Below are 18556 nucleotides of genomic sequence, written 5' to 3'. Positions count from 1 at the left end.
CCTATCACCAACGTCATTGCGAGCGCAGCGAAGCAATCCATCCCACACAGCAAGGAAAGAATGGATTGCTTCGCGGAAGCTGTCATCGGGCGCGCATTGGCGCAACCCGTTGGCTCGCAATGACGTTGATAGATTGAGCCGTACCGCCATCATTCACGCTACGCTTTTCCCTACGCTTGCCTGCCCGCACTACGGGAGCCGGGGCTGCGGCAAAACAACCCGACGGGCAAAACTTCGCTTAACACGTCGGGCAAATCAGTTTTATCAGTTCGCCCGTCTCACCCGGGAAGAGGGGCGTATCGCGATCGTCACGAAACGCGGGATGGGATGCGGTGGACGCGGCAGCGTCGGCGCGCAAGGTGATCGCAGGGCGGATCCTTGATCCGTGAGCGGTCCACAGCGCGCAGACGACCGGCGTTGTTGCGTACGGCAAAACCGTGTGGTCCCGACACCCGTTGCTGGTGCCAAGCTGTCGGTGGCGAAATCGATCCGACCGGAGACGATCCGCCATCAAGCCGGCAGCGACGGTGACAAGACGAATTCGTCGCCGGGGAGAGCGCGGCATAAGCCGTAAAGCCATTGCGCAGGGAATGCCGGATTGCCTCCGCTGAACCTGTATGCTCGTGTGCGCTTTTTTCTACCCTTTTGCACACGGGACCGCGGGTGCAGCGCGCATCCGGCATTCCCTGCTCCCTCTTCTTTCGAGGGACGACGAAACGCAAACCTCGGGCGCATCCCGCCGCGGGATCGCGAACGCGTATTTGAAATTGGAGCGACGTCATTGCGAGCCAACGGGTCGCGCGAATGCGCGCCCGATGACAGGCTCTGCGAAGCAATCCATCTCGCAACGCAAAGGAAGAATGGATTGCTTCGTCGCGGAGCCCGTCATCGGGCTCGCCGAAGGCGAGACCCGTTGGCTCCTCGCAATGACGGCTGTTTGAAAATTGAATCGGAACTTGCGATCGAACCGCAGGCTACAACGGCGCCGCGCTCTCGCCCCGCGTTCTCGTCAGTTTGGACACGAACGACGCCGCCACGATCACCACCGCGATCAAAGCGATGAACAGCGTGCAGATGGCGTTGATCTCGGGCTTCACTCCTAACCGCACCTCGGAATAGATCCGGATCGGCAGCGTCGCCGAACCGGGACCGGTCGTGAAAGTCGCGATCACCACGTCGTCAAGCGACAGGATGAACGCCAGCATCCAGCCCGCGGCGATCGCCGGCATGATCAGCGGCAGCGTCACGGATAGAAACGCCTGCACCGGGTTGCAGCCGAGGTCCATCGCCGCTTCTTCCAGGCTGCGATCGAGCGAGGTCAGCCGCGACTGCACCACGACGGCCACGAAGCACATGGTCAGCGTGGTGTGCGCGATGGTCACGGTCCAGAACCCGCGCTCGGCGTTCAGCGCCACGAACAGCAACAGCAGCGATAGCCCGGTGATGATCTCGGGCATCACCAGCGGCGCATAGAGCATGCCGGAAAACAGCGTGCGGCCCTTGAAGCGGTCGCCGCGCGAAAGCGCGACCGCGGCGAGCGTGCCGAGCAGCGTCGCGATCGTGGCCGAGGCCGCCGCGACGCGCAAGCTCATCCAGGCCGCCTCCAGCATGGCGCGGTCATTGAAAAATTCGGTGTACCAGCGCAGCGACCAGCCGCCCCACACCGTGACCAGCCGCGAGGCGTTGAACGAATAGATCACGAGAATCACGATCGGCAGGTACAGAAACGCGAGCCCGAGCGCCAGCGCCGATATGTTGAAACGCGTGATCCGGTTCACCGTGCGCGCCATCAGCGTGCGCCCTCCAATTGGCGGCGCTGCAGCCGGTCATAGAGCAGGAGCGGCGGCACCAGCAGGATCAAGAGCGCGACCGCGGCAGCGGAGGCCACCGGCCAGTCCTTGTTGGTGAAGAATTCCAGCCACAGGATCTGACCGATCATCAGCGAATGGGAGCCGGCCAAAAGATCGGGGATCACGAACTCGCCGACGATGGGAATGAAGCACAACAAGACCCCCGCGCCGACGCCCGGCAGCGACAGCGGAAACGTCAGCAGCCAGAACGCCCTGAGCGGCGAAGCGCCGAGATCATTGGCGGCCTCCAGCAACGAAGGATCCATTTTGGCAAGCGTCGCATAGAGCGGCAGAATCATGAACGGCAGATAGGAATAGACGAGGCCGATATACATCGCGCTGTCGGTCGACAGCCACACCACGGGCGCCGATACCAGATGCAGCGCGAGCAGGATTTGGTTGAGCAAGCCGTCGTGCTGCAGGATGTTGATCCAGGCATAGATGCGGATCAGAAACGAGGTCCAGAACGGAACGATTACCAGCATCATTGCCACGCTCTGCCAGCGCTGCGGCAGCCGCGCCATGCCGTAGGCGATGGGATAGCCGATGAGCAGGAGGATCGAGGTCGAAACCACCGCGACGACGAGGCTGCGCAAATACGACAGAACATAGAGATGATCGGAGACCAGCAGCTTGAAATTATCCAGCGACAGCGCCGCAAACGCCGCCTTGATCGCCTCAAACCCCTGGGTCGGATCGAATACCGGCAGATAGGGCGGCTGTGCGATCGCGGTCTGCGACAGGCTGATTTTCAGCACGAAGCCGAACGGCACCAGGAAAAACAACACCATCCAGAGATAGGGCGCGATCGCGGCAAGGCGCGCCGGACCAGTGAAGATGCGGCGCGCGCTCATTGCTCCAGCACCACACAATCGTCGGGCGTGAACCACGCCACCACCCGCTGGCCGGCGCTGTAGGCGTCGATATCGATGCGCGCCGTGTTCGCCATCGACGAGCGCAAGACCGCGCCGCTGTCGAGCTTCAGCTTGTAGGTCGTGAGACCGCCGAGATAGCCGACATCGGTCACGACACCTTCCAGCCGGTTGACCGCCTGCGCATTGAGCGGATCCGGCATCGGGCCGCGCCGCGACAGTTTTACTTTTTCCGGGCGGATCGCGACGGCGACGATGGTGTTCGTGATCGGCTGGCGCGGCTGCGCGGCCAAAAGCATTCCGGCGTTTGTCGAAACCGCCAGGCGATTGGCTTCGCGTGACGCAACTTGACCCTCGAACAGGTTGATGTCGCCGACGAATTCGGCGATCCAGCGCGAACCCGGCGCCTCGTAGAGTTCGCGCGGCGTCGCGACCTGTTCGAGCCGGCCAGCAGCCATCACGCCGATCCGGTCGGCTACCGTCATCGCCTCTTCCTGATCGTGGGTGACGATGATGAAGGTCATGCCGAGGCGCCGCTGCACCTCCATCAATTCAAGTTGCGTGCTTTCGCGCAGCTTCTTGTCGAGCGCGGCCAGGGGCTCGTCGAGCAGCAACACTTTCGGCCGGCGCGCCAGCGAGCGCGCCAACGCCACGCGCTGTTTCTGACCGCCGGAGAGCTGATCGGGCTTTCGCGTCTCGAGGCCCTCGAGCTTGACCAGCGCTATCATCTCAGCCACGCGCGTATCGATCTGGGAGCGCGGCATACGCGCGCGCCTTAATCCAAACGCGATGTTGTCCCGCACGGTGAGATGGGGAAACAGCGCATAATTCTGAAACATCATGTTCACCGGACGCTGGTGCGGCAGCACCGGGCCTATGTCTGTCCCATTCAGCAGGATGCGGCCCTCGTCCAGCGTCTCGAAACCGGCGAGCATCCGCAACAGCGTGGTCTTGCCGCAGCCGCTCGGACCGAGCAGGGCAAAAAACTCACCCGCCCCGATGTCGAGTGACAGCCGATCCACCGCCCTGAAGCCGCCGAACGTTTTCACCACCGCGTCGATACGCAAGAGCGGAAGGTCGGCCGAAACCGCCTGCGGTTCGGGTTTCGATAATTCCTCAGCCATGTTCCTCGCCGGCCCAATCGTGGCTGCACGCTAGCGGCGGATCGGCATCGGCTCAACCGTGGGCGCGGGGCGCGGCCACAATATTATCGGCACTCAAGGAGCCGTCGCCATGAACGCTGCCAGCGCGTCGCGATCCTGCGGGGGCATGGTCAGACCTAGTTTCGAGCGGCGCCAGAGAATGTCATCCGGGAAACGCGCCCATTCCCTGGCCATGAGATAGCGCACCTCAGCGCCGGTCAGTTCCGGCCCGAACGCCGGACCGAGATCGGTTCGGCTTTTTGCGTCGCCGAGGACAGCCTCGATGCGCGAGCCATAGGCCGCGACCAGACGCTGGGCCTGAGCCTCGGTCAGAAACCGCCAGCGCTCACGCACGACATCGAGCTGCGCGTCGAACCGCGACCACGCAAAATCGCCGCCCGGCAGCGGCGCCTTCGCGGTCCAGCGCGCCGACATCGGATAGAAAGGCGTAAGCCTGGAGACGGCCCACTCCGCGCGCCGCCGCGACGTCGTGACATCGCCACCGAACATCGTCAGCAGCGGCGCCTTGCCGCGCCCGGCATCGAACGTCGCCACGCCATCCCGCGCGGCGCGCCTGCCTTGCGGGTCCATCACCGCGTTGGCGCCGGAAACCGTCCTGACGACATCGACCGGTTCAATGCGTTCGCGAAAATACCGGTTCGCCGCGTCGCAGAGATAGGCGACGTCGGCAGCCTGCATCGACACGATGGCGGGATCTCCTTTGAACGCGTGCCCCACGGTGCCGATCAGGGTGAAATCGCGCTCATACGGACTGGCGAAAATCAGCCGCCGATCGCTGTTCTGGAAAACGTAGACGCTGTCGGTATCGAACAGACGCCGCACGACAATCTGGCTCATCTGCACGGTGGCGAGGTTTGGCGGCGGCATCCGCAATACGGTTTCCGCCACCGACGCCGTCCAGGCGCCGGTGGCGTTGGCCAACGCCCTCGCCGTGATCACCTGCCGGTGGCCGCGATCGATTGCCGACAGCCGCCAGGTGTCGAGCCGGTCGGCGCGGACGCACCGCGCGCCGGTGCGAATCGACGCGCCGCGCTCTGCGGCGTCGACGGCGTTGAGGATCACCAGCCGCGAATCGTCGACCACGCAGTCGGAGTATTCAAACGCGGTGCCGAATGGCCGCTTCAGTGCGTTGCCGATCGGATGATGCGTGACGTCGATCGTTGCCGAGGCCGGCAGATGCGTGCGCGAGGCAAGCCGGTCGTAGAGCAACAGCCCCGAGCGCAGCAACCACGACGGACGCTCGTCGGAATGGGCAGGGATCACGAAGCGCATCGGGCGCACCAGATGCGGTGCGATCCGCAGCCAGATATCGCGTTCGGCCAAAGCCGCGCGGACGCGCAGAAAGGCTCTCCGCTCCAGCACCGAAAGATCACCGTGGATCAGCCGCGGCGAAGCCTGCGATGCGCCTGCGCCGAGGTCGCCCTGCTCCAGCAGGATTACCCGCAGGCCGCGACCGGCGGCGTCGCGCGCAAGGCTAACGCCGTTTAGTCCGCCGCCGATGATCGCGAGATCGTAGTCCGCCATGCACGGAGACTTAGCCGGTCTTGCGGGCAGGCTCCATCGTATTGCCACCGCGGCCGACCAGCGCGGCGTACTGTCCGATCGGCAGGGGCTTGCCGATAAGATAGCCCTGCACCGCGTCGCAGCCCTCGTCCGAAAGGAAAGCGAGCTGCTCCTGGGTTTCCACGCCCTCGGCGACGATCGACATGTCCAAGCCGTGGCAAAGACCGATCACCGCCCGAACGATCGCCGCCGATTGCGGGTTGCGTCCGAGATTGATGACGAAAGCGCGGTCGATCTTGATCTTGTCGAACGGAAACGCCTGAAGATAGCTCAGCGACGAATAACCACTGCCGAAGTCATCCATGGAAATGCGCACGCCAAGCGCCTTCAGCCGCCGCAAGAGCGCCAGGCCGCGCTCGAAATCCTCGATCAGCACGCCCTCGGTGATTTCCAGCTCGAGCCGGCCGGGCGCGAGGCCGGTCTCGAGAAGTATGGAATGCACGAGGCCGACCAGATCGCCGTGCATGAACTGCGCCGGCGACAGATTGACCGCGATCTGCAGCGGCATCGGCCACGACGCGGCCTCCCGGCAGGCTTCGCGCAGAATCCATTCGCCCATTTCGACGATCAGCCCGCTTTCTTCCGCGAGCGGAATGAAATCGCCGGGGGGCACGAAGCCGCGCACCGGATGGAGCCATCGCGCCAAGGCCTCGAACCCGATGACTTCGATGCCGGGGAGGGTACGGCGCGACGCCGCTTGCGGCTGATAGTACAGCGAGAGTTCGCCGTTCCTGATCGCGAGCGAAAGTTCCTGGTGCAGCACGCGGCGGTCGCGGATCTGCTGGTCCATCTCCGGTTCATAGACGCTGATCGAGCCGCGCGATTTTGCCTTGGCGCGGAACAACGCCGCGCCGGCATTGGCAAGCAGCGACGCGGCGTCAGCGCCATTGTGCGGGAATATCGAGATGCCGGTGGTTACCCCGGTGCGAACCGATTTGCCGTCAATCTGGAACTCGTTCGCCAGCACTTCGGCAAGCTGCTCTGCCAGCGCGGTGCCGGCGCCCGGTTGCTTTCCATCGATGATCAGTCCGAACTCGTCGCCGCTGAGCCGGGCGACCACGCCGCCGCGCGCCGAGGCCTGGATGCGGCGCGCCACTTCGATCAGCAATTTGTCGCCGGTCGCGTGGCCGAACACGTCGTTGACTTCCTTCAGACCATCGAGGTCGAGGGACAGCACCGCAAACTCCTCACTGGTGCCTTCGCAGGCCTCGATCATCTGCGCGAGCGCCTGCAGGAACGCCGCACGGTTCGGCAGGTCCGTCAAACCGTCATGATACGCCATATGGGCCATGCGCGATTCGGTCTGGCGGCGGTCGGTAACGTCCTCGTGGGTCTTGATCAGATATTGCGGCTCGCCGGCGTCGTCGAGCACCGTCATGCGGCGCGTCAGGAACAGGCGCAAGCCGTCCTTCGTGCTGATCGGGTGTTCCTCGGTGAGCAGGCCGCGCTTTTTGATCGCCGCCTCGTCTCGCGCAATGATCAGCTTGGCTTCTCTCGGATTGAAAATATCCGCAGCCGTTAGCCCTGTGGCGTCCTCGCGCCGGCGGTTGAGGATGGTCTCGGCGCTGCGATTGGCGAGAAGGTATCGTCCATCGCTGACCCGCTCGACGATCAGCGAAACCGGAATGTTGTCGACCACCAGTTCAAGAAATTTCTTGGTGTTTTCCAGCTCATGGGAAAGCGATTTGCGGTCGGTGACGTCGTCGAACAGCGCGATCAGGAATTGCGGCTGGTTCTTTTCGTCGCGCGCGATCACGCGATTCGAGGCGAGAACCCGCTTTTCCGAACCGCGCTCGACCGCGAATTCGTTGCGGAACTGGCCCTCGGGCGACTTGAGCGCGGCCTGATCCGCCGCTTCGATCCTTGCCGCGGTATCGGCCTTGAATAGCTCGTCGGCACGCCTGCCAAGAATATTGGCGCGGGAGAAGCGCGAGAAGCGTTCGAAGGCGCGGTTGGCAAAAATGTAGCGGCCATCCTCGATGCTCTTGGCGGCCACGCATACCGGCACATTCTCGAGCACCGATTCCAGAAAATGCTTGGTGGACGCGAGCTCTCTGGAAAGCTTGCGCTGCTCGCTGCAATCTTCATGCGTTGCCACCGAGCCGCCGTTTGGCAGCGCAAAACTTTTGACCAGAATCGAACGCCCGCCCGGCAGTTCGGTAATCAGGCCTTCCGGAGCGCCAGCTTGAGCGTAGAAGTCCTCGACGCTGACGTCGAGCAAGCCGCGTTTGCGCCGCATCTCCAGCAATTCCGGTCCGGTCATGTTTCGAGGAATATCCGAACGCGCCAAGCCGTAGATCTCGAGATAACGGGCGTTGCAGAACACCACCCGCTTCCGCTGATCCGTCATCACCACGCCGTGGCTGAGGATGTTCAGGGCGGAACGGACGAATGCAATTCTATGCAACTGCAAGCGCTTGACCCGGCGCAATGCCGAGTGGACCCACAGCGCCACGGCGGCGAGAAAAGAGCTGACAACAATGCCGCCGATCAGTATTTCCCAGACCATATGGGGGTCGGCTCCGCCGACAGAGCTCGTGGGCGCAAAGTTATTGGACACGCCCCAGGCGGCGGCGCCGAACAGCGCAATGGTGGCGATCAGGCAAACGACGGCCCGCGCAGAAATCAGATTCTTGCCGCCCGCCTGCCAATTCTTGTCAGCCATCGCTCACCCGCGGATTTCTGCGGCGGAGTGTCTGGCTTCGCGGGTTTGGATCGGGTAAACACGTACCCATGCAATCCAAAAATGCGACTTAAATAACCGCAATTGCCCTGACATGCTTAATGCGTCACTAACGCGAATCCGGTCTGGAAATCACGCGGAAGAAATTTGACGCCTTCATTGAAAAGGTCATCCTCAACAGAGTGATAGAGGACGCCAAGCGACCCTGGGACGAGGGAGGGCCAACTCTTGGTTGTGCGCGCCGGATCGAACAACCCTCAATCCCGGATCTGAACCCGCGAATGGACAAAGTCGAGTGCGTCGTCATCGGTGCGGGGGTGATCGGCCTTGCGGTTGCGCGGCGGCTGGCGCAGGCCGGCCGCGAGGTCATCGTCCTGGAGGCGGCCGAGGGTATCGGCACGGTCACCTCGTCGCGCAACAGCGAAGTGATCCACGCCGGCATCTATTATCCCGCGGGAAGCCTGATGGCGCGGATGTGCGTCAGCGGCAAGCGTGCGCTGTATGAATATTGCAGCGACCACGGCATCCCGCATCGCAATTGCGGCAAGCTGATCGTCGCAACCACGCCGAAGGAAACCGCAAAACTGCAGTCGATCAGGGCTCATGCCGAAGCCAACGGCGTGCTCGACCTGGAAACCCTCTCTGGCGACGTGGCGCGCGCGTTGGAGCCGGCGCTGAACTGCGACGCCGCCCTGCTCTCGCCCTCCACAGGGATCATCGACAGCCACGCCTTTATGCTGGCGCTGCGCGGCGACGCCGAAATTGCCGGCGCGGCCTTTGCTTTTCATACGCCGTTGCTGCGCGCCAAGGCCGCCGCTGATGGAATCGTACTCGACGTCGGCGGCACTGCGCCGATGAGCCTCGAATGCAGGCTTCTCGTCAACGCCGCGGGGCTTGGTGCGCCAGCGGTCGCGCGCGGTATCGATGGCATGCCGATCGAGTTGATACCGCGGGCCTATCTCGCCAAGGGAAATTATTTCAGTTGCAGCGCGCGGGCGCCATTCTCGCGCCTGATCTATCCGGTGCCCGAGCCCGGCGGGCTGGGCGTGCACCTTACCCTCGACATGGCGGGACAGGCCCGATTCGGTCCCGACGTGGAATGGGTCGATGCCATCGACTACGCGGTCGATCCGGCGCGGGCGGAGAGGTTTTATCCGGCCATCCGGCGATACTGGCCGACGCTACCAGACGGCGCGCTGATGCCCAGCTATTCGGGAATTCGGCCGAAGATCGTACCGCCGGCGGTCGCCGTACAGGATTTCCTGGTCCAGGGACCGCGTGATCATGGCGTCGACGGGCTGATCAATTTGTTCGGAATAGAATCGCCAGGGCTGACATCGTCCCTGGCGCTTGCCGATCATGTCGCCGAACTTGCAGCGGCGTGAGCTTTTCGCGTCGCAACGTCATCACCACCCGCGTCAGCGCAATTGCACTCATCGCTGGAGGTGCCGACCAATTTCGGCAAGTCTCGAATGGCGGGTGTGAGCATGCTTCGAGGCGCGCAGCGCGCACCTCAGAATGAAGGCAGTATTTTTGCGGGGTCGGACGAGCTGGCTAGTGCACCATCTCGGCGGCGGTATGCTTCAACCGCTCGATCTCGTCCTTAACCATCAACTTCCGGCGCTTCAACTCAACAATTTGCAGGTCGTCTGTTGAAAGGTGCACGAGCGCTTCGTGCAGTTCGTTTTCGAGAGTCTTATGTTTTCGTTCCAGTTCAACGAGATGCGCCTGAATTGCCATATGGAGCCTCCTCGGGGGGATCAGACCTCAGATTTGATCCGGACAAGTGAGTGTACACGAGCCGCCGAATCTGTCGATGGGTATTGAAAAGCGCAATCAGCTGTAAGGAAATCGTGAGTAAGGATCGGGACGAGCTTGCAGACGGGATCGGCAGGCACGATATTGGTTCCCACTGGTTTCCCAATCTTTCGCGATCTCGTCCGCGTTTTTCAGTTAACGTACACCATGACCGACGAAGATGAGCGCGAACTCGAAACCGAGCTCGCACGGCTGCAGCAGGAGCACCGCGATCTCGACGCTGCGATCGATGCGCTGCATCAATCGCCCGCGCCAGATTTGTTGCGGCTGCAACGGCTAAAGAAGCGCAAGCTGCAGTTGCGCGACCGCATCGCCTTCATCGAAGACCAGATCACGCCGGATATTATTGCGTAGTTTGTCGTCCGGCGCTCCACCAGGTCGGGCCAAAGCGCGGCCCGACGAGAGGCTCCGACGTAAACCTCAGATAGGCAATTGCACGTCGGTGAATTTCGAGATTCCAGGTTCGCTCATTTCATCCGCGCGTCATCCGCGCGCCGGAATGACGGCCCGTTGCGCTGCGAAATGACACAGGGTTCACCGGCCATTGATCAACTCATGCAATACGCCTGCAATCTGTAGCGGACTGTAGGGCTTCGGCAAAAACCGTCCGCCCTCGGGCAAATCCGTTTCTCTCAATTCGGCTTGGCCGGAGGTCGCGATAATCTTGATCGGTGGCCAGCGTCCGCTGACCGCCCGTGCGAGCTTCAATCCGTCCATCGAGCCCGGCATCTGGATATCGGTGAAAACCACGGTGATGTCCCGACGAGCTTCCAGAATTTCTATGGCTTCGTCCGCGTTGGCTGCTTCCACCACCTCGAACCCAGCGGCGGCGATCATATCGACCGCGTCCATTCTCAACAGAAATTCATCCTCGACGATCAGCACCACGGGTCTTTTGGACTCAGCAAGACCCATGCATCGTACTCCCTGAGAATAGGCATTAAGCTCCCGAAATTGTTTTCGTTCCGTGCCCGGCCTTCGGACCGCCTTTGGTTCAGCCTCGGTAGCCTGTGCTGACCTTTCGTTGTGCGGTGCTGTGCAAATCGGCGACGACCGCCCGGTTCATCGACCGACGCCTCTTGACTCCATAAGAACAAAATAGGAACATTACTCAACCTTCTGGTCATATCCGGAGCTTCGCCATGTCCGACCGATCTTCGTCCGACCGATCTTCATCCGGCCAGTCTTCGTCCGGCCAGTCTTCGTCCGGCCAGTCCTCATCCGGCCAGTCTTGGCTATCTGATCCCAATCGGTACGAGCGGGCCTGCGACCAAGCGATCGCGATGTGCGACGGAAACATGCGCAGCACGATCAAGGCGCTCATCATGGCCAACGAGTATCTGGAAATTGAGTTGCAGGAGCTGCAGGCAGCTGGCTCGAACGGCTGCGCTCCGGAACGACGACCGCGAGCCAACAGCGACGCCGCCTGATCGATCAAACCCGGAGCGACACCATGGCCGATGTCACCTATTACGTCGCGCTACCGTTTCTGCAGGATGATACCGGCTCGCCGGTCGCGGGCGCAGCGGAGGAATGCCAGAGTTCCTCGGGTGCGTTACGACGCGCGGAAGTCTTGTCGAGGGCCGCCGGCAGCATCGGTGCGGTCGCCTTCAGTCGCACCGGCGATCCCATGATCGGCGAATTCGGCGACGCTCAATTGCTTAAGAAATTCGGCAACGTACCGGATGATCTGAGCGGGTTGTAAGCATCAGTGATGGCAGGGTGCGCAACGCCGCTTCTCGCGCCGTGCCACCACCGGTCAAATCCGCTTCGGATTGGTGGGCACGCTGTCGCTTTGCCACCTCTACGGTTCTACCGATCCGAAACCTTAGCTCCCATCCGCCGCATGCCGCCGTTGCGCCTTGCGCACATACATCGCGCTATCGGCTTCCTCCAGTGCTCGACCGGCTTCCGCGTGGGGACCGAGAATAGCGACGCCGGCGGATGCGCCCGCTGTGACGGTGCGGCCGCGGAATACGAACTTTAAGCCATCGACGGCTTCTTCCAGCGACGCCGCCTTGGCCCTGGCATCGGTTTCGCTCAGGTTCCACAATAACACCGCGAATTCATCGCCGCCCAGCCGCCCGATCACGTCGGATGAACGTATCTGGCGCGAAAGCGCCGCCACCACAGCCTTCAGCACCTGATCGCCCGCGGCGTGCCCGAAGGCGTCGTTGATCGGCTTTAGGCGATCGACGTCGAGCACGATCAGCGCGCCGCTCGCATGGTAGCGTTTGATGTAGGCGACCGAGCGATGGAGTTCTCGCTCAAAGCCGCGCCGGTTCGGAATATCCAGCAGGAAGTCGGTATCGGCTGACGCCTGCAGTTCTTCTATTCGCGCCAGCGCCTCCGCCAGTTGGGCCCTGAGCCGGCGAATTGTCAGTCTGGCTTCATTGGGCGCGACTGACGGGCGAGGCCGGGTGGCAGGCGTGGCCCGCTGCGGCACCGGATTGCGCTCCGCCATGACGGTTTTGCGGCGTTTCGCGCCCCTCGGGGCGGTCGCCCTGGCTTTCTTTTTCATGGGCATTCCTGAGCAGGAGGCTTGCCGGGATTCACCAAGAAAGGATAGTCCATTCCAGACCCCTTGCCACGCCTTGCCGAAGCCCGGGCCGATCTTATACTTGCGGCCTATGCTTTTGGATTCCCGAAAAGAATTAACCGTATGACCGTCCCCGTCGCCATCATCATGGGAAGCCAGTCGGACTGGGACACCATGCGCCATGCCGCCGAAACGCTCGCCGCGCTCGGCATTGCCTGCGAGAAACACATCGTCTCCGCGCACCGCACCCCCGACCGGTTGTTCGCCTTTGCCAAGGCCGCCAAGTCCGCCGGTTTCAGGATCATTATCGCGGGCGCCGGCGGCGCGGCACATCTGCCGGGGATGACCGCCTCGCTGACGGAACTTCCGGTATTCGGCGTTCCCATGGAATCCAAGGCGCTGTCCGGCGTCGATTCGCTTTATTCCATCGTGCAGATGCCCGCGGGGGTCCCGGTCGGGACGCTGGCCATCGGCAAGCCCGGCGCCATCAACGCCGCGCTGCTTGCAGCAAGCGTGCTCGCGCTCAACGACCCGGAGCTAGCCGGCAGGCTTGCGGCCTGGCGCAAGAAGCAGACCGAGGCTATCGGCGAGCGCCCGGAGGAATCTGCGTGACGGCCAAAAAGCAGGTGAAGCTGAAGCCCGGCGACACCATCGGAATTCTTGGCGGCGGACAGTTGGGCCGGATGCTGGCGATGGCAGCGGCGCGGCTCGGCTTGCGATGCCAGGTGTTTTCACCGGACCCGGACTCACCGGCATTCGATGTCGTGCTGAATGCGACCTGTGCGGAATATGCCGACGTCGAGGCGCTGGAGTTGTTCGCCAACGACGTCGACGTCATCACTTACGAATTCGAGAATATACCTGCCGCCGCCGCGATGATCCTCGGAGCGCGCCGTCCGGTGCTGCCCGACCGCAAAATCCTCGAAACCACGCAGGATCGGTTAGCCGAGAAGAACTTCGTCAAACGGTTGGGCATCGGCACTGCCGATTACGCCGATGTCTCGTCGGCCGCGGCGCTGCGTGCCGCGATCTCGCGCATCGGCCTGCCCGCCGTGATCAAGACCCGGCGCTTCGGCTATGACGGCAAGGGCCAGGCGATCATCCGCGACGGCGACGACGTGGAACTGATCTGGGAAGACCTCGGCACCAAATCCGCCATCCTCGAGGCCTTCGTTCCTTTCGACTGCGAGGTCTCAATGATCGCCGCGCGCAGCGCCGACGGTCATGTCGAATGCTTTGACGTCACCGAAAACGAACATCGCGACCACATCCTGAAGACCTCGCGCGCGCCGGCGGCGATCTCGGAAGCGCTCGCTGCACAGGCGCGCACCATCGCGGAAACGATCGCCAACGCACTCGATTATGTCGGCGTGCTCGCCGTCGAGATGTTTGTTTTGGCCGGCGACGGCGGACCGACATTGTTGGTCAATGAGATCGCGCCACGGGTGCACAATTCCGGGCACTGGACGCTCGACGGCGCGTCGATCTCGCAGTTCGAGCAGCACATCCGCGCCATTGCCGGCTGGCCGCTCGGCAAACCGGTTCGTCATGGCCCGGTCACCATGACCAACCTGATCGGGGACGATATCAACAGTTACGAGCAATGGCTGACCGTCCCGGGCGCGACCGTGCATCTTTACGGCAAGGGTCCGGCGCGGCCGGGCCGGAAGATGGGACATGTGACGCAGGTCGGAGCAACGCCGCAAAAAACCTCGTGATCGCGACCAAAACACCCGATTTGGTGATACGAATTGCGTTCCCGCTGGTGGACATTCCCGCCTTTGTCTGATACATCCGCCCGTTCAAGGTTTAAGGGCTCGGCGTTTTCGCTAGCCCTTTGCTTTACCAGAATTCCAATCCGATTAATTGAAAGAGGATGCCGCGTGCAGGTTCTCGTCCGCGATAACAACGTCGATCAAGCCCTCAAGGCGCTGAAGAAGAAGATGCAGCGCGAGGGTATCTTCCGCGAGATGAAGCTCCGCGGCCATTATGAAAAGCCCTCCGAGAAGAAGGCCCGCGAAAAGGCCGAAGCCGTGCGCCGCGCACGCAAGCTGGCCCGCAAGAAGCTGCAACGCGAAGGCCTGCTGCCGATGAAGCCGAAGCCGGTGTTCGGCGCCGGCCCTGGCGCAGAACGTGGTGGTCCCGGTGGCCGTGGCGGTCCTGGCGCCGGTCCACGTGGACCGCGCTGATCAAGATCTTGCCTATCTGAATCCGATGACGCGGGCCCTTGGGTCCGCGTTGTTGTTTCGGGCAGAGTTGTTTCGAGCAGAGCATTGTCCGGCAACCTCCGCCCAAGGATGAAGGCGCGCGAAGCGGCCTTGCGCGCGTCGGCGGCAAGGCGAGCGATACGTGCTGAAGGTCCTGAGCTAAGGGTACGGAGCTATTTCGGCAATACTGCGTGAAACACCGATTTCGCGGCCGACAGCATGTCATCGGCGACCGTTGTGTGCTCACGCGTTGACGTCGGCTCCGCCGCCTCGGCATGCAGATCGAGCGGCCGCGACGGCGCGGCTGCCGGGATATCGGCTGGCGGCGTCGGGCGACGTGGGTCGTCGATCCGCGCGGCGCCTGCGTAAGGCGGCCTCATCTGTGATGACCCGGCAGAAGAATCCAAGTTCTCAGTCGCGGGCGTTGAAACCATGATCGGGGGCGGAAGCGGCCGAGCCGATGGCGCCGGCACGGGCGGGGCTGACACGACGCGAGGCTGGTCCGGGACGCGAGGCGCTTCCGGGATACGCGCGGCTTCCTGGGCACGGGGCGAGCCGTCGTTCGCGCCGCGCAGGCGCTCGATGGCCGCGCGCGCGAGATCGTTGGCGTCGCGACGCTCTTCCGGCGGGCTTGCAGCCTCGACCGGCGGGACGGTAGTTGGCGCGGCGGCAGCCGGCGCAGTGGCCGACGCTGCAGGCTGCACCGGCGCCGCAACAGCTTTGGCGACCGGCTTTTCGCGCGGCGCAGCCTGATGCCGCCGCGTTTCCACGGGGACGCTCGCGGTCTCGGCCGGCTTGTCGGCAATCGGCTTGTTGGCAGCCGGTTTCTCAGCAGGCTTTTCGGCCGCCGATTTCTCGAGAATGGCCCTTTCAGAGATGCCCTTCGCCTTGACGCCGGCCTCGGGGGCGTTGGCGACAGTCTCGGGCGGATTCGCATCGCTCTTGGTGTCGGGCTTTTTCAGGTCATCCGACGATATCGCCGCAGTGGCCGGAGCATTGGCTGCCGGCTTGGCGACGATGTAATGATTGACGATATAGGCCCCGATGATGGTCGCGGCCACCGACGGCAATATGTCCATCGTAAATTTCGAAATGTATTTCTTCAGCATGCCGACACTCCCCGCGCCATTTTGATGCGGGAACTTTGAGGCGCATTAAGGGATCAAGTGCGACAGATCGATGGCAATTCGGCCGACGGCAGCGCCGTTCAGGTCTTGGCGGTTTCAACCGGCACGCACCAACAGCGTGACGTGGCTTTCAGGGTCGCGGAACCTCGATCAGATCGGCCGTTTCAGCTCGACTTCCAGGAACACGATTTCGGCTGTGGTTTCGTTGAGCACGTCATGCTCGACCCCGGCCTTGCGGAAATAGGATTTGCCGAGGCCAAGCTGCGCCTTGGAGCGTTCTCCATTGGGCGCCACGATAGTCATTTCGCCCGAGGTCACGGGAACGATGACGTAATCCATCTCGTGAATGTGATGACCGGTGGCGCTGCCCGGCGCCAGCCGCCACTCGGTGACGCGGACTTCCGGCGTATCGACCTGAACATCTGACTTGGCGCTGATCATCGTCGCTCGTTCTCCATAGATGTCACGATAGATGTCACGGCACAAGCACCATGAAAATGAATACCGCAAACACCAGCGCGTGAATCAACCCGAACAGCATATTGGTCCGGCCGGTGCCGAACGTCAGCATACTCAAAAGCAGCGTCATCGCCAGCAGCACCATTTCCCGCTGGTCGAGACCGAGAACCAGGGTCTTGTCCAGGGCATAAGCCGCCACCGCGACGGCCGGAACGGTCAGTCCGATGGTGGCGAGTGACGAGCCTAGCGCCAGGTTGATGCTTTTCTGCAAATCGTTGTTGCGCGCGGCGGCAATGGCGGCGACGCTTTCCGGCAGCAAGATCAACAGCGCGACAACAATGCCGGCGAAAGCCGAAGGTGCGCCGATCAGCGCCGCACCGGCGTCGACCACGAGCGAGAACTTTTTCGCCAGCAGTACCACGGCCAACAGCGAGACCATCAGCAATCCGATGCTGAGCATCAACGTACGATTCGAGATCTGCGCAGCGTGATCGGAACCGTCAGCTCCGCTGACAAAATAGTCGCGATGCCGAATCGTCTGGGTATAGAGAAACACGCTGTAAAGAATGATCGTGACCAGGCTGACAAAGATGAGTTGCGCGGTCGAATATAGCGGTCCCGGCGTCGTCAGCGTGTAATTCGGCAGTATCAGCGTAATGGTCGCGAGCACGACCAGCACCGACAGATAGAGATTGGCTCCCGAGATCTGGAAGTCTTGCTCGCGATAGCGCAGGCCGCCGAGGAGAATACAGGCGCCGACGAGGCCGTTGCAAACGATCATCACCACCGCGAACACAGTATCGCGCGCCAGCGTCGGCACGGCCTTGTCGCCGAGCATGATGGTCGCGATCAGCGCAACCTCAATGATGGTGACCGCCAGGGTAAGCAGCAGCGTGCCGTAGGGCTCGCCGATCCTCTGTGCGATGGTTTCGGCGTGATGCACGGCTGCGAAAACCGTGCCGAACAGGATGACCAGCAGCAGGACCGCGAATACAAGCCCCGAGGCCGATGGCTTGAACGTGATACCGAGAGCAGTCGCGGCGGCAAAAAACAAAACGGCCAGCGCAGGGAAAATCCACGCCGATCGCGGCATAGGGCCGTATGCGCTCAATAAAGCCTGATTCTGCTGCATGACTTTTGAGCTAAGCTCTCGGGAGACGAACAAGAGGACACGAACATAAGAGAATGTGCAACACCTCAATGCAAGCTGAGAACAGGAGCAATGGGGAGGAAGGTAAGCAGTAGAAACAGGGGTACCAAAATCACAACAGGCCACAGCAGATAGCCGAACAAGCTCGGCGCAAATGGCCACGTCATTGCCGCGTCGTCGAGCATGGTCGCAGCCGGCGACTCATGTGACAGCATGACGAAAATCCAAGGTGCTAACGCCAGACCTCGCGCGCACGACAGATGTCATGGAGCCAGAGCATGCGCAGAGCCTGCAGCCCTTTTCGTCAACCTTTCGACGCCCCGATGAAATGTCGAGCCGTTTCCATCGCACCATGATGATCGAGATCGTCGTGGCCGCCCTCGGGAAACCGCACGAATTGTTTCGGCTCGCGGGCGAGCGCAAACAATCGCTCGCCAAAACCTAACGGAATGACGGAATCGCGTGCGCCATGAATGATCAGAAGCGGAGCGGTGACGCGCACAATACGCTCGTCGGAATGAAACTGATCCCTCACCAGCCAGCGTACCGGCACGAATCGAAAAACGGTGGCGGCAATATCCGCGATCGACGTGTAGGGCGCTTCCAGGATGAGTCTTCCGACCGGATGGTCGGCCGCCAACGCCACCGCGACACCACTGCCCAGGGAAAAGCCCCAGACGACAATACGGTCGGCGCTGTATCGCGCGGTTGTGAAGGCATAGGCCGCGGCAGCATCTTGGAGCAGTCCCTGCTCGCTCGGCTTTCCACTGGAGCCGGCATAGCCTCGATATGACAAGGCGACGAGCCCGGTGCCGTCTGAGGTGATGGCTCGCAGGCGGCTCACGCGCCCGGCCAGAAAATCCCCGTTGCCGGGAAAGTAAATCACGACGGCGTGGCCCGGCTTTGCCGGGACGTGCCAGACGATGACCTTCTCGCCATCCGCCGTGGTCAGAATGTGCTCTTCAGCTTCCGGAAAGCCGGCAGCCTCAGGGGCGGTGCGTGTCGTTTGCGGTATCGGAAAGATGAACGTCCGCTGCACGAAGAACAGCACGACAAGACCAACGAGATAGCCGATCGATACGAGAACGACGAGCCATTTCAGGAGGGCCATGATGTCTCGCAAAT

General features: G+C 62.3%; 19 protein-coding genes and 1 pseudogene. 7 read left to right on the top strand and 13 right to left on the bottom strand.

Features of this window, described 5'->3' with window-relative positions:
- Positions 1–974: 974 nt before the first annotated feature.
- From N554_RS0101300 to N554_RS0101280, 5 genes are all read right to left on the bottom strand, one after another.
- Complete coding sequence (locus N554_RS0101300; RefSeq protein WP_029581818.1) at positions 975–1790, bottom strand: ABC transporter permease; 816 nt, start codon at positions 1788–1790, stop codon at positions 975–977.
- On the bottom strand, positions 1790–2704 hold the full coding sequence (locus tag N554_RS0101295; protein ID WP_029581817.1) for an ABC transporter permease: 915 nt from the start codon (positions 2702–2704) through the stop codon (positions 1790–1792). The genes N554_RS0101300 and N554_RS0101295 overlap by 1 nt, the downstream gene beginning before the upstream one ends.
- Positions 2701–3846 (bottom strand): ABC transporter ATP-binding protein, encoded by a 1146-nt coding sequence (locus N554_RS0101290; protein ID WP_029581816.1) that lies wholly within the window; start codon positions 3844–3846, stop codon positions 2701–2703. The genes N554_RS0101295 and N554_RS0101290 overlap by 4 nt, the downstream gene beginning before the upstream one ends.
- A 93-nt stretch (positions 3847–3939) precedes the next feature.
- Positions 3940–5409 carry a glycerol-3-phosphate dehydrogenase gene (locus N554_RS0101285; RefSeq protein ID WP_029581815.1) on the bottom strand — a complete coding sequence of 490 codons (1470 nt, stop codon included), beginning with the start codon at positions 5407–5409 and terminating at the stop codon, positions 3940–3942.
- Between the two features lie 10 nt (positions 5410–5419).
- Positions 5420–8113 carry a sensor domain-containing protein gene (locus tag N554_RS0101280; RefSeq protein ID WP_029581814.1) on the bottom strand — a complete coding sequence of 898 codons (2694 nt, stop codon included), beginning with the start codon at positions 8111–8113 and terminating at the stop codon, positions 5420–5422.
- A 263-nt stretch (positions 8114–8376) separates the two neighbouring features.
- On the opposite strand from N554_RS0101280, the gene N554_RS0101270 reads away from it, so the two are divergent.
- Positions 8377–9516: an NAD(P)/FAD-dependent oxidoreductase gene (locus N554_RS0101270; RefSeq protein WP_371259446.1), complete on the top strand. Its 1140-nt coding sequence runs from the start codon at positions 8377–8379 to the stop codon at positions 9514–9516.
- A 169-nt stretch (positions 9517–9685) separates the two neighbouring features.
- Here the strand turns inward: N554_RS0101270 and N554_RS0101265 are convergent, their stop codons facing one another.
- Positions 9686–9871 carry a YdcH family protein gene (locus N554_RS0101265; RefSeq protein ID WP_029581812.1) on the bottom strand — a complete coding sequence of 62 codons (186 nt, stop codon included), beginning with the start codon at positions 9869–9871 and terminating at the stop codon, positions 9686–9688.
- Between the two features lie 225 nt (positions 9872–10096).
- Here N554_RS0101265 and N554_RS0101260 point away from each other — a divergent pair, with 225 nt between their 5' ends.
- On the top strand, positions 10097–10303 hold the full coding sequence (locus N554_RS0101260) for a YdcH family protein (RefSeq protein WP_029581811.1): 207 nt from the start codon (positions 10097–10099) through the stop codon (positions 10301–10303).
- A gap of 180 nt (positions 10304–10483) precedes the next feature.
- On the opposite strand, the gene N554_RS0101255 is transcribed toward N554_RS0101260, so the two are convergent.
- A complete protein-coding gene (locus N554_RS0101255) occupies positions 10484–10864 on the bottom strand; it encodes a response regulator (protein ID WP_029581810.1) in 381 nt (126 codons plus the stop codon).
- 320 nt (positions 10865–11184) lie between these two features.
- Between N554_RS0101255 and N554_RS42605 the strand changes: the two are divergent.
- Positions 11185–11379: pseudogene (locus N554_RS42605) on the top strand (hypothetical protein); the annotation flags it as partial.
- A gap of 23 nt (positions 11380–11402) precedes the next feature.
- The gene (locus N554_RS0101245; RefSeq protein WP_029581808.1) at positions 11403–11654 is read left to right on the top strand and encodes a hypothetical protein; all 252 of its coding nucleotides are present in this window, start codon (positions 11403–11405) and stop codon (positions 11652–11654) included.
- A gap of 123 nt (positions 11655–11777) precedes the next feature.
- On the opposite strand, the gene N554_RS0101240 is transcribed toward N554_RS0101245, so the two are convergent.
- On the bottom strand, positions 11778–12470 hold the full coding sequence (locus tag N554_RS0101240; RefSeq protein ID WP_156041713.1) for a GGDEF domain-containing protein: 693 nt from the start codon (positions 12468–12470) through the stop codon (positions 11778–11780).
- Positions 12471–12611: 141 nt separating this feature from the next.
- Between N554_RS0101240 and purE the strand changes: the two genes are divergently transcribed.
- The 3 genes from purE (at position 12612) to rpsU (ending at position 14677) form a co-directional block, all read left to right on the top strand.
- Positions 12612–13100, top strand: a complete 489-nt coding sequence (purE, locus tag N554_RS0101235; RefSeq protein WP_029581806.1) for a 5-(carboxyamino)imidazole ribonucleotide mutase — start codon at positions 12612–12614, stop codon at positions 13098–13100.
- Entirely contained in the window at positions 13097–14206 is a 1110-nt protein-coding gene (locus tag N554_RS0101230) for a 5-(carboxyamino)imidazole ribonucleotide synthase (protein WP_029581805.1), read from the top strand. The genes purE and N554_RS0101230 overlap by 4 nt, the downstream gene beginning before the upstream one ends.
- Positions 14207–14371: 165 nt before the next feature.
- Positions 14372–14677 carry a 30S ribosomal protein S21 gene (gene rpsU / locus N554_RS0101225; RefSeq protein ID WP_029581804.1) on the top strand — a complete coding sequence of 102 codons (306 nt, stop codon included), beginning with the start codon at positions 14372–14374 and terminating at the stop codon, positions 14675–14677.
- 191 nt (positions 14678–14868) lie between these two features.
- On the opposite strand, the gene N554_RS0101220 is transcribed toward rpsU, so the two are convergent.
- From N554_RS0101220 to N554_RS0101200, 5 genes are all read right to left on the bottom strand, one after another.
- Positions 14869–15804 (bottom strand): hypothetical protein, encoded by a 936-nt coding sequence (locus tag N554_RS0101220; RefSeq protein ID WP_371259444.1) that lies wholly within the window; start codon positions 15802–15804, stop codon positions 14869–14871.
- Positions 15805–15972: 168 nt separating this feature from the next.
- A complete protein-coding gene (locus N554_RS0101215; RefSeq protein ID WP_029581802.1) occupies positions 15973–16263 on the bottom strand; it encodes a cupin domain-containing protein in 291 nt (96 codons plus the stop codon).
- Positions 16264–16297: 34 nt separating this feature from the next.
- A complete protein-coding gene (locus N554_RS0101210; protein ID WP_029581801.1) occupies positions 16298–17392 on the bottom strand; it encodes a calcium:cation antiporter in 1095 nt (364 codons plus the stop codon).
- An 86-nt stretch (positions 17393–17478) separates the two neighbouring features.
- Positions 17479–17646 carry a hypothetical protein gene (locus N554_RS39445; RefSeq protein WP_156041712.1) on the bottom strand — a complete coding sequence of 56 codons (168 nt, stop codon included), beginning with the start codon at positions 17644–17646 and terminating at the stop codon, positions 17479–17481.
- Between the two features lie 89 nt (positions 17647–17735).
- Positions 17736–18542 (bottom strand): alpha/beta hydrolase, encoded by an 807-nt coding sequence (locus N554_RS0101200; RefSeq protein WP_029581800.1) that lies wholly within the window; start codon positions 18540–18542, stop codon positions 17736–17738.
- Positions 18543–18556 lie beyond the last annotated feature (14 nt).

It is taken from the genome of Bradyrhizobium sp. URHD0069 (assembly GCF_000701345.1).
Lineage (GTDB): Bacteria > Pseudomonadota > Alphaproteobacteria > Rhizobiales > Xanthobacteraceae > Bradyrhizobium.
This window is presented reverse-complemented; position numbering and strand designations above follow the sequence as displayed.

Bases quoted from the DNA above. Each gene is read 5' to 3' on its own strand.
- N554_RS0101300 (WP_029581818.1), bottom strand. From the start codon at position 1,790: ATGGCGCGCACGGTGAACCGGATCACGCGTTTCAACATATCGGCGCTG.
- N554_RS0101295 (WP_029581817.1), bottom strand. From the start codon at position 2,704: ATGAGCGCGCGCCGCATCTTCACTGGTCCGGCGCGCCTTGCCGCGATC.
- N554_RS0101290 (WP_029581816.1), bottom strand. From the start codon at position 3,846: ATGGCTGAGGAATTATCGAAACCCGAACCGCAGGCGGTTTCGGCCGAC.
- N554_RS0101285 (WP_029581815.1), bottom strand. From the start codon at position 5,409: ATGGCGGACTACGATCTCGCGATCATCGGCGGCGGACTAAACGGCGTT.
- N554_RS0101280 (WP_029581814.1), bottom strand. From the start codon at position 8,113: ATGGCTGACAAGAATTGGCAGGCGGGCGGCAAGAATCTGATTTCTGCG.
- N554_RS0101265 (WP_029581812.1), bottom strand. From the start codon at position 9,871: ATGGCAATTCAGGCGCATCTCGTTGAACTGGAACGAAAACATAAGACT.
- N554_RS0101260 (WP_029581811.1), top strand. From the start codon at position 10,097: ATGACCGACGAAGATGAGCGCGAACTCGAAACCGAGCTCGCACGGCTG.
- N554_RS0101255 (WP_029581810.1), bottom strand. From the start codon at position 10,864: ATGGGTCTTGCTGAGTCCAAAAGACCCGTGGTGCTGATCGTCGAGGAT.
- N554_RS0101245 (WP_029581808.1), top strand. From the start codon at position 11,403: ATGGCCGATGTCACCTATTACGTCGCGCTACCGTTTCTGCAGGATGAT.
- N554_RS0101240 (WP_156041713.1), bottom strand. From the start codon at position 12,470: ATGAAAAAGAAAGCCAGGGCGACCGCCCCGAGGGGCGCGAAACGCCGC.
- purE (WP_029581806.1), top strand. From the start codon at position 12,612: ATGACCGTCCCCGTCGCCATCATCATGGGAAGCCAGTCGGACTGGGAC.
- N554_RS0101220 (WP_371259444.1), bottom strand. From the start codon at position 15,804: ATGCTGAAGAAATACATTTCGAAATTTACGATGGACATATTGCCGTCG.
- N554_RS0101215 (WP_029581802.1), bottom strand. From the start codon at position 16,263: ATGATCAGCGCCAAGTCAGATGTTCAGGTCGATACGCCGGAAGTCCGC.
- N554_RS39445 (WP_156041712.1), bottom strand. From the start codon at position 17,646: ATGCTGTCACATGAGTCGCCGGCTGCGACCATGCTCGACGACGCGGCA.
- N554_RS0101200 (WP_029581800.1), bottom strand. From the start codon at position 18,542: ATGGCCCTCCTGAAATGGCTCGTCGTTCTCGTATCGATCGGCTATCTC.